At 72.1% G+C, this 12,824-nt stretch carries 11 protein-coding genes and 2 pseudogenes; 7 read left to right on the top strand and 6 right to left on the bottom strand.

The window, feature by feature from the left end:
- Positions 1 to 138: 138 nt before the first annotated feature.
- The 4 genes from ACIBA9_RS02885 to ACIBA9_RS02870 form a co-directional block, all read right to left on the bottom strand.
- Positions 139 to 1,332, bottom strand: coding sequence for an alcohol dehydrogenase catalytic domain-containing protein (locus tag ACIBA9_RS02885; protein ID WP_399359547.1), 1,194 nt, complete (start codon positions 1,330 to 1,332; stop codon positions 139 to 141).
- 269 nt (positions 1,333 to 1,601) lie between these two features.
- Positions 1,602 to 2,051 carry a GNAT family N-acetyltransferase gene (locus tag ACIBA9_RS02880; protein WP_399359546.1) on the bottom strand — a complete coding sequence of 150 codons (450 nt, stop codon included), beginning with the start codon at positions 2,049 to 2,051 and terminating at the stop codon, positions 1,602 to 1,604.
- A 10-nt stretch (positions 2,052 to 2,061) separates the two neighbouring features.
- Positions 2,062 to 2,265, bottom strand: a complete 204-nt coding sequence (locus ACIBA9_RS02875; protein WP_399359545.1) for a hypothetical protein — start codon at positions 2,263 to 2,265, stop codon at positions 2,062 to 2,064.
- Positions 2,266 to 2,304: 39 nt separating this feature from the next.
- Positions 2,305 to 3,018, bottom strand: a complete 714-nt coding sequence (locus tag ACIBA9_RS02870) for an SDR family oxidoreductase (protein ID WP_399359544.1) — start codon at positions 3,016 to 3,018, stop codon at positions 2,305 to 2,307.
- A gap of 605 nt (positions 3,019 to 3,623) precedes the next feature.
- On the opposite strand from ACIBA9_RS02870, the pseudogene ACIBA9_RS02865 reads away from it, so the two are divergent.
- The 5 genes and pseudogenes from ACIBA9_RS02865 to ACIBA9_RS02845 form a co-directional block, all read left to right on the top strand.
- Positions 3,624 to 3,695: pseudogene (locus tag ACIBA9_RS02865) on the top strand (hypothetical protein); the annotation flags it as partial.
- A gap of 35 nt (positions 3,696 to 3,730) precedes the next feature.
- Positions 3,731 to 4,485 (top strand): annotated as a pseudogene (locus ACIBA9_RS02860) (SAM-dependent methyltransferase).
- 158 nt (positions 4,486 to 4,643) lie between these two features.
- Positions 4,644 to 6,098: a uracil-xanthine permease family protein gene (locus tag ACIBA9_RS02855; protein ID WP_399359543.1), complete on the top strand. Its 1,455-nt coding sequence runs from the start codon at positions 4,644 to 4,646 to the stop codon at positions 6,096 to 6,098.
- Between the two features lie 73 nt (positions 6,099 to 6,171).
- Positions 6,172 to 7,707, top strand: a complete 1,536-nt coding sequence (locus tag ACIBA9_RS02850; protein ID WP_399359542.1) for an amidohydrolase family protein — start codon at positions 6,172 to 6,174, stop codon at positions 7,705 to 7,707.
- On the top strand, positions 7,704 to 8,414 hold the full coding sequence (locus tag ACIBA9_RS02845) for a sulfite exporter TauE/SafE family protein (RefSeq protein WP_399359541.1): 711 nt from the start codon (positions 7,704 to 7,706) through the stop codon (positions 8,412 to 8,414). Before ACIBA9_RS02850 ends, ACIBA9_RS02845 begins: the two co-directional genes overlap by 4 nt.
- An 86-nt stretch (positions 8,415 to 8,500) precedes the next feature.
- Here the strand turns inward: ACIBA9_RS02845 and ACIBA9_RS02840 are convergent, their stop codons facing one another.
- Entirely contained in the window at positions 8,501 to 9,646 is a 1,146-nt protein-coding gene (locus tag ACIBA9_RS02840; protein ID WP_399359540.1) for a LacI family DNA-binding transcriptional regulator, read from the bottom strand.
- A gap of 203 nt (positions 9,647 to 9,849) precedes the next feature.
- Here ACIBA9_RS02840 and ACIBA9_RS02835 point away from each other — a divergent pair, with 203 nt between their 5' ends.
- Entirely contained in the window at positions 9,850 to 11,328 is a 1,479-nt protein-coding gene (locus ACIBA9_RS02835; protein WP_399359539.1) for a glutamate-cysteine ligase family protein, read from the top strand.
- A gap of 205 nt (positions 11,329 to 11,533) precedes the next feature.
- On the opposite strand, the gene ACIBA9_RS02830 is transcribed toward ACIBA9_RS02835, so the two are convergent.
- Positions 11,534 to 11,938, bottom strand: a complete 405-nt coding sequence (locus tag ACIBA9_RS02830) for a helix-turn-helix domain-containing protein (protein ID WP_362152651.1) — start codon at positions 11,936 to 11,938, stop codon at positions 11,534 to 11,536.
- A gap of 140 nt (positions 11,939 to 12,078) precedes the next feature.
- Between ACIBA9_RS02830 and ACIBA9_RS02825 the strand changes: the two genes are divergently transcribed.
- Positions 12,079 to 12,717: an FMN-dependent NADH-azoreductase gene (locus ACIBA9_RS02825; RefSeq protein WP_399359538.1), complete on the top strand. Its 639-nt coding sequence runs from the start codon at positions 12,079 to 12,081 to the stop codon at positions 12,715 to 12,717.
- Positions 12,718 to 12,824: the final 107 nt, after the last annotated feature.

Here is a 12,824-nt window from a genome sequence, read left to right as displayed (position 1 = left end):
GGATGTAACGTTGCCGCCCCTACCGCTGCCCCCTACCCCGCTGCTCCTCCCCCCGCCACGAGCCGAGACCCGCGCCCGTGGGCATGGGTCCGGCCCGCAGCCACCCCGAAGGGGACTGCGGGCCGGGGAGGGCGGGCCTCAGGCGGGAATCAGGCCGTGGGGGTTGATGATGAACTTCTCGGCCACTCCCCTGTCGAAGGTCGCGTAGGCGTCGGGGGCGTCGTCGAGGCTGATCACCTTCGTGTTGAGCATGTCGCTCAAGTAGGGCATGCGGTCCCACAGGATCGCCATCATCAGCTCGCGGTTGTAGTGCATGATCGGCGCCTGCCCGGCGGCGATCCGCGGCGACTTGATCCAAGCCTTGCCGAAGTCGATCGGGAACGTTCCCTCTTGCTCGGCCTTGGACTTCGCTAGCGGGTCGGGGCCGTAGACGCCGATGACTCCGGTGGCTCCGCCCGCGCGAGTGGCGTCGATGACCTGGTTGATGGCGTAGGCCGGGTCCATGTCCTCGGTCGCGGGGCCGATGCCGTGTGCCTCGGTGCCGACGTAGTCGACCGCGCAGTCGACCATGGGTTCGCCCAGGATGGCTTCGATCTGGTCGGTGAGCGCTGCGTCCTGGCTCAGGTCGATCGTCTCGCAGCCGTTCCTCTTCACCAGCTCCAGGCGGTCCTTGTTGTGGTCGCCGACGATGATGCAGGACGCCCCGAGGAGGCGTGCCGATGCCGCGGCGCAGCGGCCGACCGGGCCGGCGCCGGCGATGTACACGGTCGAGCCCGGCTTGGCACCGGCCTCCATGAGACCGTGGAACGCGGTGGGCAGGATGTCCGAGAGCAGCGCCAGGTCACGGATCTTCGCCATGGCCTGGTCCCTGTCCGGGAAGCGCAGAAGCTGGAAGTCGGCGTACGGGACGAACAGGTACTCGGCCTGGCCACCGGTCCAGTCGCCCAGGTTGAAGCCGTACGCTCCGCAGGCCACCTTGGGGTTCGTGGTCTCGCAGACGTCGGTCCGGCGCGCCCTGCAGTTGCGACATCGGCCGCAGGCGACGTTGAACGGGACGGAGACGAGATCGCCCTCACTGAGGAACTCGACGTCGGGGCCGAGTTCGATGACCTCCCCGGTCATCTCGTGCCCCATCACCATGCCCTGGGGCACCGGGAAGGACCCGCGGTAGATGTGCAGGTCGCTGCCGCAGATGTTGGTGGCGACGATCCTGAGGATGACCCCATGGGGGGCCTTCTTCCCGTTCGGCATCTGAAGCTTCGGGAAGTCCAGCGACTCCACGCGCATGTCTTTCGGGTTCTGGAAGACGACGGCGCGATTGCTGCTTGCCATGACGATCTCCTCTGCTGATCCGGGGGACCCGCCCGCCGGAGTGCCGAGGTCATATGGGTAGCCTGTGACCTCGGTCACACTCAACGTAGGGCTACATCCAACGTAAGCCCGCCAGCGCCACACCCTCTGTGCCCCGCGTGCCGACGGAAGTCTCGGTCCGTCGCCGGCCGAGACGTCGTAAGGGCGGCGGGTGCCATCGGTCGACAGGACCGCCACCTCCTACGAAGCAGCGGTCGGACTCGCGCCGTTCCCGCTCTGGGCAAGATCCGTTACCGGATGAGCGGCGCGTCCCGGGAGACTTCCCGGAACCCGACGCCGTAGAACAGCCCGCGCGCCTCGGGGTGCCCCACCGCACCCAGGCAGGCGACCGTCGCACGAGTGGCCCCGGCCGCCCGCGCCCGGTGCATCCCGTGCGGCAGCATCGCGCTTCCCAGCCCGAGACGCCGGTAGTCCGGATGCGTTCCGACCGGCTCGAACTCGACGCTTCCGTTCGCCTCGTCGAGCCACATGATCGTCGAGGCGGCCATCGTGCCGTCCGGTGCCTCCACCAGGAGGTGCAGCTCGCCGCGGTAGGTCGCCGTCGCCCGGACGCCCGCGCAGCCCCGCGCCGAGTACGTCGAGGGAGCCCAGGTGTCGACGTGGTCCCGCACCGCCGCCTCCGGTCCGGCCTCGTCGGCGGTGCGGAAGCCGAATCCGTCCGGCAGCACCGGCTGCGCCACGTCGGTCAGCTCACGCTCGTTGAGCCCAGGCCACCAGTTCCCCGCCGCGGAACCACAGTTGGCGCGGCCAGGTCGCCGCGTGGGCGGCATGCCCGGCACCCCGGTTCCAGGCCAGCTCACCGAAGGTCGCCTCGCCGTTCACCAGGTCGAACCCTTTTCCGCAACCGCCGATCGAGGCGTGATGGACTCCAACCCCGGCGACGCGTCCTCTCACGAGCAGGCGGTATGGAACACCGTGTCCCTACGGACAGACCTAGCCCGCGGTGTCCTCCAGTTGCGGGTACAGCGCCGTGAGGTCTCCCGAGAGCCCGCTCCTCACGCTGCGGGAGATGTCGTCCGCCAGCACCTCGTGGGCGTCGGCTTCGATGCCGTCCAGGGCGAGGGCGGCCACGTCGCGCGGTGCGGACTTGGGTGCGTCGACGCGCGACGCCATGTCGGTGTCGATGTAGCCGACGTGCAGTCCCGTGACCCCGATGCCGCGCGGTCGCAGCTCCAGGCGCAGGGTGTTGGTCTGCGACCACAGAGCCGCCTTGGTGGCGCTGTAGGAGCCGGCGACGGCGAGCCAGGACAGCACGGAGTGGACGTTGAGGAGATGTCCGCCTCCGTTGCGCTCGATGTGCGGCACGAAGGCACGGGTGACCAGCAGCGGCCCGAAGAAATTGGTCTCGAACTCCCGGCGCACGTCTTCGACCGGGGCGTCGAGGAAGGAGGACGCCCCGAGCGAGATGCCGGCGTTGTTGACGAGGACGGTGACGTCCCGCGCCTGTGCCGCTGCGGCCTCGACGGATGCGGGGTCGGTGACCTCCAGGGCGAGCGGGACAGCGTCCGGGTGGGTCACGGTGCGCGGATCGCGGGCCGACGCGTACACCTTGGCGGCGCCGCGCTCGTACAGCTCCTCCACCAGCGCCTTGCCCAGGCCGCGACTGCCGCCGGTGACCAGAACGACGGAGTTTTTGATCGAAGTCATGCCATCTCCAGAGGGAAACCGATCGGTTTCCTCTCACCGTAAACCGATCGGTTTCCAGGGGCAAGCCTTCGTGTGGGCGGGGGCGGGGCGGCAGGAGGGCGGGGCGGGGAATCGTCCGAGCGCACTGGATGACGTTCCCCGCCCCGGCGGGTCGGCCCGCCGCCGGATCGTCGGCGACCAGACGGCGGGCCGGTCTGGGGCGACGACTTCGAGCCCCGTCGGGGGACGGTCGAGGTCGTCGCGGAGTTCGGCTGATCAGGCGATCAGGTCAGCGGGTGTGAGGGGGGCGCATGCGTCGAGACCGGCGAACGGGCGGCGCGCACCGGTCTCGTCTCCGACCTTCCGCCGCCGGCGGCCACCGGTCCACCCGGGGCGGGCCGTCCGGGTGACGGGGAGCGGACAGGGAGGCCGAGGAGGGTGGCGAGCGGCGAGGACGCGGAAGCGAGGGTGCCTTACGGACTTGGCGGCTCACCCGCCCGGCGTCCCGGCCGTCGGCCGCGGCCACTCCACCTCAACTACCGTGACAGCCGACCCCGTTGGCATGGCCAGCTTTGGCCGGTCGTGCACCGGACCGCGGCCGTGACGGCTGCCGAGAGCAGCGCGGCGTGACACAGGACGGCGTCCAGGCCCTGGGCATCGACACCACCAGGCCGCACCCGGCGCGGATCCACGACTATCTCCTGGGCGGCAAGGACAACTACGAGACTACGAGGTGGACCAGCGCGCGGCCGAGCCGGCCGCCGCGGCGCCGGAGGTGCGGCTCGGGCGGCCGGGCTGCCCCGGCCGCCGGCGCTGCCGAGCGTCTGCGTCACCACGCCCGGCAGGAGTGCGCGCCAACCGGGCCTTCGTGCACCGGGCCTTCCGCCATGTCGTCGGCCACGGCGTCCGGCAGATCCTGGACACCGGCACCGGGCTGCCCACCTCGCCGCACGTACACGAGGTCGCCCAGGAGGCGGCGCCCGACATACGCGTCGCCTGCGTCGACAACGATCCGATCGTGGCCGCGCACGGTATCGCGCTGCTCAGCCACTTGGTACGACCAGCATCACCCTCGGCGACCTGCGAGATCCGCGCTCCGTCCTGAGCCACCCCGACGTCCGCCGGATCATCGACTCCGACCGGCCGGTCGCGCTGCTCCTCGTGGCCGTCCTCCACTTCCTCCCGGACGCCTAGCGGCCCGCCGAGGTGGTCGCCACTTTGCGGGCCGCGCTGCACGCCGGCAGCTTCCTGGTGCTGTCGCATGCCACGGGCGGCTTCGCCGACCGCAGTGCCGCGCAGGCCGTTTACGACAAGGCCACGCCCTCCCTGAACCTCCGCTCCCGCACCGAGGGTCGAGAGCTTCTTCGACGGCCTCTTCCTGGTCGAACCGGGCCTGGCCCAGGTCCCGTTGTGCATCCGGACACCACACCGCCGCCCCGGTCGGCGCGGATCGGCTTCTACGGAGGAGTGGTCCGCAAGACGGCCTGACCGCACTCGGCCGGTCGAACCGAAGACACCGAACCCTTGACCCGCCCCCCTTTCCTCCCCTCATACTGACGGCCAAATCGATTTGGCCACATCGATTTGGCCGCCGTCCCGGCCGGATCGTCGAGGCCTGAGCCGAGCGAGCCGAACGGAGCCCGCGCGTGTCCAGTCCCGAAAGTCCCGCCGTCGGTCCCACTCCCCCACCCCCTGCCTCTGCCCCCGCGCCCGCCCCCACCGCTCACGGCCACCTGCCTCCCGGCACCGCCCTCCCTCCCGTCCATCCGGTCGACGAGTCGCGTCCCCTCGCACGCATCGTTCTCTTCGGCGTCCAGCACGTCCTCGTCATGGCGGCCACGCCGATATCGGCGATCTTCCTGATGAGCGCCACCCTGCGGCTGAGCCCGGGGATCACCGTCGACCTGTTGTCGGCGGCCCTGCTGATGTCCGGGATCGGGTCCCTCATACAGTCCCTGGGACCCTGGAAGTTCGGGCCGCGCCTGCCGTTCGTGATGCTGCCCGGCGGCGCACCCCTGGTCCTGTTCATGTCCATCGCCCAGCAGCACGGACTGCGCACGGCGACCGGGGCGGTGCTCCTCACCGCCGCCTTCACCTTCCTGGTGCTGCCGCTGTTCGGGCGGCTGCTCAGGTTCTTCCCTCCCCTCGTCATCGGCACGATGATCGTGATCGTCGGGGTCAACCTCGTGAAGGTGGGCGCACTGCTGGTCACCGGGCAGCCCGGGGCGCCCGGATTCGCGGAACCGGGCCGGCTGGGGCTGGCCTTCGCCACGATCGGACTGATCGTCCTCTTCACCAGGCTGTTGCGCGGGGTACTACGCCAACTCGCCGTGCTGCTCGGCCTGGTCGCCGGCACGCTCCTCGCCCTCGCTCTCGGGCAGGTCCACCCGGACGCGGCGCTTGCCGGTCAACTACTTGGTATGCCGCAGCCGTTGCCGTTCGGCGCACCCGTCTTCGACCTGCTCGCGGCGCTGCCGTTGATGCTGTACAGCGTGGCGTCGATGGCGGAGGCGACCGGGCAGACCGTCATCAACGCGGAGGCGGTCGGCAAGGACATCGACGTCCGGTCGGCCGTGCCCCGTACCGTGCGCGGCGACGCCCTGACCTCACTGATCGGCGGCTGCTTCGGCCTGCCGCTGATGGTCACCAGCGGGGAGAACATCGGCATCGTCCGGGTCACCGGCGTGCGCAGCCGGTATGTCACGGCCGCCGCGGGCGTCGTCCTCGTCGCCCTGGGCTTCCTCACACCCGTCGCACGGGCGCTGAGCGTGATGCCTCCGGCCGTGGTCGGGGGTGCCGCGATGGTCGTCTTCGCGGTGATCACCGTATTGGGTGTGCAGATGCTGAGCCGGGCGCGACTGGAGGACCACACCACCCTGCTGACCTGCGCGGTCGCGCTCGCCCTGGGGCTGCTGCCGATCATGGTCCCCGGCGTGTACGCCCGCTTCCCGTCCGGTGTCCGCATCCTGCTGGAAAGCGGGGTCGCCGTGGGCGCGTTCGTCGCCGCCGTCCTCAACATCCTCTTCCACCACCTGGGCCACCGGCAGGCGGGCCCCGGGCGACGCACGGCGAAGGCACCGAACCCGACCGCCCACGCGTGACCGAGCCGTCCGCCGTTCCCGCCACCACGCCCCGCCACCACGCCCACCGCTCTTGCGCGATCAAGGGAGAACCATGACCGATCCGACCCCCGACCGGCTCCGCGACGACGTGCTGTTGCTGGTTCCCGAAGTGACGCTGACCCCCGACGGCCCTCTGGAGCGGCAGGCGGTGGTGGTGCGCGACGGCGTCTTCCTCGACGTCGGCCCGGTCGAGCGGATCGTCCGCGCCCATCCCTCGCCGGCACCCGTGCGGCTGCCGGGACATGTGCTCATGCCGGGGTTCGTGGACACCCACCACCATCTGACGCAGAGTTTCGGTGGCTCCCTCGCGTTCGGGGAGCCCTCGGAGATCTTCCGCCGGGTGTGGGTGCCGCTGGAGCGGGCGCTGGACGAGGAGTCGGCGTACGTCGCCGCGAAACTGGCCGCGCTGGAGTCCCTGCGGGGCGGTTTCACGGCCGTCGCCGAGTCCGGTACCCGGGCCGCCGTGGACATGGACGTGCTGGCCTCGGCCACGCGCGACGCCGGCATTCGCTGCGTCCTGGGACTCGTCTGCAACGACGCCTCGGACGGGACGGGAGCGGACGCCGACCCGGACACCGTGCTCGCCGCCGCCGAGAGGCATCTGGCACGCTACGACGGCGACGTCCTGGTGCATCCGTCGCTGGCCGTGTCCGTCCCGGAGGCGGCCACCGCGCGGACCCTTGCCGCCACGGCACGACTGGCCGCCGAGGCGGGAGCCGTCGTACAGATCCATGTGAACGAACACCTCGTCGCGGTCGAACGGTCCCTCGTCCGGCACGGACTGCGCCCCCTGGAATACCTCCACCAAGTGGGCGCGCTGGGACCACAGTTGCTGGCTGCGCATGCGACGCTGCTCACTCCTGCCGAGGTCACGCTCCTCGCCGAGAGCGGTACGGCGGTGAGCTACAACCCGGTCGCCAGCGCGTGGAAGGGCAACGCGGTCGCCCCGGCGACCACCTTCGCCGAGCGCGGCATCCGGTTCGGGCTGGGCACGGACGGCACGCGCGGGGACGGCTTCCGGCTCGCGGACGCGGCGGAGTTCGCGCAGCGACTCGCCTACGGTCTGGGCAGCGGCGACTCGTCGTGCGGAGCCGGCTGGACCTGGCTGGAGCGTGCCACCGCCGGCGGCGCCGACGCGGCGGGGCTCGGCCGGCTCGCGGGCCGCGTGACGGCGGGTGCCGCGGCGGACTTCCTGCTCGTGGACATCAGCGGCCCGGAGATGCAGCCTTCCTGGGACCTGCCCTGGGAGCTGGTCCGGCGCGGCAACCGGGACCAGCTCGCCGCCGTGTTCGTCGCGGGCCGGCTGCGGCTGTGGCAGGGGTGGCCGCCCGACTGGGACGGACCGGCCCTCGTGCGCCGAGCCGCCGAGTTGGGCCCGCTGGTGGTCCGGCGGGCCGAGGTGACCCGCGCCCATCCGACGTCGGTGTCGGCGAGGGACCGGGCCACAGGCCGACGGCACACGGCCGCGCGTCACTCGGCGGCGGCCACGGCCACGGCCACCCCGGTGCAACAGGACGGCACGCCCCGTCCGTTCCCCGCGCCCGCCACGCCCTTGGTGCCGGCCGACCGGGAAGGCTGTCGGCGATGAGCGGCGGCACGCTCGCGGTACTGGCGGTGACGGTGGCGGCGGCCGCGTTCGTGCAGGGCGTCAGCGGCCTCGGGTTCGCACTGATCGTGGCCCCGGTCGCGGGCCTGCTGGACCCGGGGCTGCTGCCGGTGTTCGTGCTGACCGCGATGATCCCGCTGAACCTGTACGTCGCCTGGCGCGAACGGCACAGCCTGGACCTGCGCGGCGCGCGGTGGATCACCGCCGCGCGGCTGGCCGCGACGCCCGCGGGGCTGGTCCTGCTGTGGGCGATCCCCGAGGGCGACCTCGGGGCCGTGGTCGGCGCGGCGACGGTACTTGCGGCCATCGTCAGTCTCGTCATGCCCTCCTTCACGCCCGGCCCCGGCGCCTACGTCGGCGCGGGGGTCGTCACCGGGCTGACCGAGACGGCGACCGGCGTGGGCGGGCCACCCCTCGCGCTCGTCTACCAGCACCGGCCCGCCGGCGAGTTGCGGGCCACGGTCGCCGTGTGCTTCCTCGTGGGCGAAGTCGCCTCCCTGTGCCTGCTGTTCGGTGCCGGGCGGGGGCGGCCGGCGGACATGGGCTGGGCCGTGTTGCTGCTGCCGGCGCTCGCCGGCGGCGCCTGGCTGAGTCGTCTGGTGCACCAGCGCGTCGAGGCGGGGAGGATGCGCGCCTTCGTCCTCGTCTTCGCCCTGGTCTCGGGGGTGGTGCTGATGGCGGGGAGCTGAGGCTCAAGCGCCACCGGAGGTCCCGCGCGGCGCACCGGCGGGCCCCCACGCGGCGGGCACCACTCGACGGACACCCTCGCCCGCCCCTACCGGTGACCGTGAGCGCCGTCAGCCGGTCGGTGACTGCTGCCCGGCGCGTCCGAACCAGGGGCCTCGTGGTGGACGGTCGGCCTCTCCGGCGGCAGCCGCAGGGACGAGGCGCGGGGCACCAACCGGGGCGCGGACGGCGGAACTTCACCCGTCAGGCCCGACAACAGCCCTGCGTCGGCGTCCGGTCGCCTGCCGAGACGGGCGAGCAGCAGCTCCACCGCGTCCGCCGCGGCCCGCTCCAGGCGCAGGTCGACCGCGGTGAGCGGCGGTTCGCAGGTCCGGGCGCGCAGGCCGTCGTACCGGGTGACGACCATGACGTCGTCGGGGATGCGGCGTCCCGCCTGCCGCAGCGCCCGTACGGCCCCGACGGCGAAGGCGTCGACGAGTACGCACAGCGCGTCGATGTCGGGGTGCTCGGCGAGCAGCGCGGCGCAGCAGTCGTGGCCCGCCTGCTCGCCGCCGTCCTCCGGGGCGCCGGCGACGATCGGCGGCCAGCCGTGGGCGGCGGCCGCCCGCTCGTAGGCCGCGCGGGCGTCGAGAGTCGAGTGGCGGGTGCCGGCGCCGACGACGAGCGCGGGCCGCCGGGCGCCCTGGGCGCGCAGATGATCGAGCAGCAGCTCGACGACCGTGCCGCCGTGCAGGTCGACGTAGGGGGCGTCGTCGTCGGGGGCGGTGGGCCGGCCGAGGGTGACGTATGGCAGCCCGCGCTCGCGCAGTTGGGCCACCGCCGCGTCGTCCGCCGACGGTTCGACGACGATCGCGCCGTCGATGTCGACGGAGTACAGGGCGGAGCCGGACTGCACGGGCGGGATCAGCACCAGGGCGTAGTCGTGGACGAGGGCGCGCTCGGCGGCCGCGGCGGCCACCTCCATGTAGAAGCCGAGCCGTGAGGGGCCGCCGGCCACGGCGAACGGCATCGAGGAGGCGAGCGCGATGGCCCTGGCCTGGCCGCGGCGCAGACGTTGGGCGCGCAGGTTGGGGCGGTACCCCAGCTCGGCGGCGATCCGCTTGACGCGCTCGCGGGTGCGGGGGTCGACCTTGCCGATGCCGTTGAGGGCGTGGGACACCGTGGTGCGCGACACCGACGCCGCCTCGGCGACGTCGGCGATCGTGGGCCGGCGGGCGCCCTGGGACATGGTCATGCGCCCATCCTGCCCCATACCCCCGGACGATCGTTCCGTATCCCGCCGGGCGCCCCAAGCGATGCCCCCGGCCGGCGACGTCCGGCGGCGTCATGGGGCGGCGCGGGGGCCGTCGCGCGGGTGTGGTCTCCGCTTGGTGCCGTCCGGGCGATGGTGCGACGCTGGGTGGAAAGGTGTCCGACGAGGCGATTCCTGGAGGGCCGATGGGGCGTGATGTCCCGGCGCTCGTCTTCACCCGCGAGGACCGCCGCCGCTACCGGATCAAGATGCAGGAGTGCCTGGACGCGTTGGCGCAGATGCTGCGCGAGGCACGGTTCGAGTCCGAGCGTCCGCAGGTCGGCCTGGAGATCGAGCTGAATCTGGTCGACGAGGACGCCGAGCCTGCGATGCGCAACAACGAGGTCCTGGAGGCGATCTCCGACCCCGCCTGGTCCACCGAGCTGGGCCGGTTCAACCTGGAGATCAACGTCCCGCCCCGGCGGCTGACGGCCGGCGGCCCGGACGCCTGGGAGGGGGAGATCCGGGCCGCGCTCAACCACGCCGACGAGCGGGCCCGGTCGGTCGGCGCCCGGTTGATCACGATCGGCATCCTGCCCACGCTGCGACAGGACGACATCGGCGAGGGAGCGCTGTCGGAGAACCCCCGCTACCGGCTGCTCAACGACCAGGTCTTCGCGGCCCGGGGCGAGGACCTGCGCCTCGAGGTGGACGGCGTCGACCGGCTGCGCACCTACGCCGACACGATCACACCGGAGGCCGCGTGCACCAGCACGCAGTTCCATCTACAAGTGTCGCCGGAGGAGTTCCCGGCGTACTGGAACGCGGCGCAGGCGATCGCCGGGGTGCAGGTGGCGCTGGCGGCGAACTCACCGTTCCTGTTCGGCAAGGAGCTGTGGCACGAGACCCGCATCCCGCTGTTCGAGCAGGCGACCGACACGCGTCCGGAGGAGATCAAGGTGCAGGGGGTGCGGCCCCGGGTGTGGTTCGGGGAGCGCTGGATCAACAGTGTCTTCGACCTGTTCGAGGAGAATCTGCGCTACTTCCCGGCCCTCCTCCCGCTGTGCGACGAGCAGGACCCGGGGCAGACACTGGACCGCGGTGACGTCCCCGAGCTGGGTGAACTCACCCTGCACAACGGGACCATCTACCGCTGGAACCGGCCGGTCTACGCCGTCTCCCACGACCTGCCGCACATCCGGGTGGAGAACCGGGTGCTGCCCGCGGGGCCGACCGTCGCCGACACCCTCGCCAACGGCGCCTTCTACTACGGGCTCACGCGCGCCCTGGTGGAGGAGGACCGGCCGGTGTGGTCGCGGATGTCCTTCGCCGCCGCCGAGGACAATCTGCACACCGCCGCCCGCAACGGCATCGAGGCGTTGCTGTACTGGCCCGGGATGGGCGAGGTACCGGTGCCGGAGCTGGTGCTGCGGCGGCTGCTGCCACTCGCGCACCGCGGTCTGGAGCACTCCGGCATGGACGACGCGTGGCGGGAGCCGCTGCTCGGGATCATCGAGCAGCGGTGTGTGACGGCACGCAACGGGGCGGTGTGGCAAAAGGAGATGTTCCACCACATCGACGCCCGCACGCGCGCCGGCCGGCACGAGGCGCTGCGGCGGATGACGCAGCTGTACATCGACTACATGCACCTCAACGCCCCGGTACACACCTGGCCGGTCGACTGAGACGGCGCGGTCGTCCCCCACCGCCCGGCCGGCCCGGTCCGGTAGTCCTGCTTTTCGCTGACTCGGCCTCGGTGGAGCCGGGTTCGGCCGGCTTGGGCGGGATGCCGGTGGCGTCGAAGGTGTGGCCCGGACACTCCTCGTTCGTGGGCCGGACGGCCGCGGGGGGCGGTGGGGACGGCCGTGGTGAGGAGGGGGCCGTGCGCCGCTAGGCCTTCGCGTCGGCGGGTCGTTCCCGGTCCGTCCAGGGCGGGGCACCGGTGCAGGGGCCGGCGTCGGGCAGGTGGAGCTTCGCCCACTCGGCCAGTTCCTTGAGCGCGGGCTCCAACGCGGCACCGGCCGCGGTGAGCCGGTAGGCGACCCGCAGCGGAGGGCCCTCGTCGACCTCGCGCAGGACGAGCCCGGCGGCGCCGAGCTCCGCGAGCCGGTCGGACAGCATGCGCTCACTGATTCCGGGGACGGCCCGTCGCAGGTCGGCGAAGTGCGCCGGCTGCTCCACCAGGACGGCCACGATCGGGCCGCTCCAGCGCTTTCCGAGCAGCTGGAAGACGCGGGTGATGCCGTCGTCCACCCGTTTGCACGCCGCACTGTCGTGATTCCGCTCCGCCGCCATGTGATCAGGGTACTACCTTGAGGTAGGGGGGTGAAAAAAAGTAAGTCCCTATGCTAGACATAGTCGAGTACGAAACTTCAGCACCCCAAGCCGTCCGTATCGGCGTGGGGCTGCCCTCTTCCGTTCTCCTGGAGACACCCATGGCCACCTTGCTGCACATCGATTCCTCCGTGTTCCCGGCCGAGGCGTCCGCCTCGCGCGCCGTGGCAGCGGCCTTCCGTTCGCACTGGCAGGAGCAGCACCCGCACGGGACGGTCGTCCACCACGACCTCGCGGAACGGCCCGTCCCGCACATCACCGCGGCCGCGCACACCGCGGGCTTCGCCGACCCCGCCTCCCACACGCCCGAGCAGGCGGCCGCCTTCGCCGAGCGCATCCGGCTGATCGAGGAGCTGGAGCAGGCCGACGCGGTGCTGATCGGCGCCCCCATGCACAACTTCTCGATCCCCTCGACCCTCAAGGCCTGGATGGACAACGTGATCCTCATGGGCCGTACCGCCGGCGACGCCCCGTCCGCCAAGGGCACCCCGCTGACCGTCGTCGCCAGCCGGGGCGGTTCCTACGGGCCGGGCACCCCGCGAGAGCCGTACGAGTACGTGCAGAACTACCTCTCGGCCGTCTTCGGCGACATGCTCGGCATGAAGGTGGACTTCATCGTCCCGGAGTTGACCATGGCCCCGCACAACCCGGCGATGACCGAACTGGTCCCGCTGTACGAGGCCTCCCGCGACCGCGCCTTCGAGGAGGCCGCCGCACAGGCCAAGCGACTCGCCGCCTGAGGCCATGCCGGTCCCGGTTTCCGCAGCACGGGCGGAAACCGGGCCGCGGTGCGGTGTCGTCCGACGTCGGTGACTGTCTACGATGCCCGGCAAGGACACGAGGACCA

The sequence above is a fragment of the Streptomyces sp. NPDC051452 genome (genome assembly GCF_044454765.1).
Classification (GTDB): Bacteria; Actinomycetota; Actinomycetes; order Streptomycetales; family Streptomycetaceae; genus Streptomyces.
The sequence above is the reverse complement of the archived record's forward strand: the minus strand, read 5'-3'. Positions and strand labels throughout refer to the sequence as shown.

Coding starts and splice junctions, on each gene's coding strand:
- ACIBA9_RS02830 (WP_362152651.1), bottom strand. CDS start 11,938: ATGGCGGCGGAGCGGAATCACGACAGTGCGGCGTGCAAACGGGTGGAC.
- ACIBA9_RS02840 (WP_399359540.1), bottom strand. CDS start 9,646: ATGACCATGTCCCAGGGCGCCCGCCGGCCCACGATCGCCGACGTCGCC.
- ACIBA9_RS02850 (WP_399359542.1), top strand. CDS start 6,172: ATGACCGATCCGACCCCCGACCGGCTCCGCGACGACGTGCTGTTGCTG.
- ACIBA9_RS02885 (WP_399359547.1), bottom strand. CDS start 1,332: ATGGCAAGCAGCAATCGCGCCGTCGTCTTCCAGAACCCGAAAGACATG.
- ACIBA9_RS02870 (WP_399359544.1), bottom strand. CDS start 3,018: ATGACTTCGATCAAAAACTCCGTCGTTCTGGTCACCGGCGGCAGTCGC.
- ACIBA9_RS02825 (WP_399359538.1), top strand. CDS start 12,079: ATGGCCACCTTGCTGCACATCGATTCCTCCGTGTTCCCGGCCGAGGCG.
- ACIBA9_RS02845 (WP_399359541.1), top strand. CDS start 7,704: ATGAGCGGCGGCACGCTCGCGGTACTGGCGGTGACGGTGGCGGCGGCC.
- ACIBA9_RS02835 (WP_399359539.1), top strand. CDS start 9,850: ATGGGGCGTGATGTCCCGGCGCTCGTCTTCACCCGCGAGGACCGCCGC.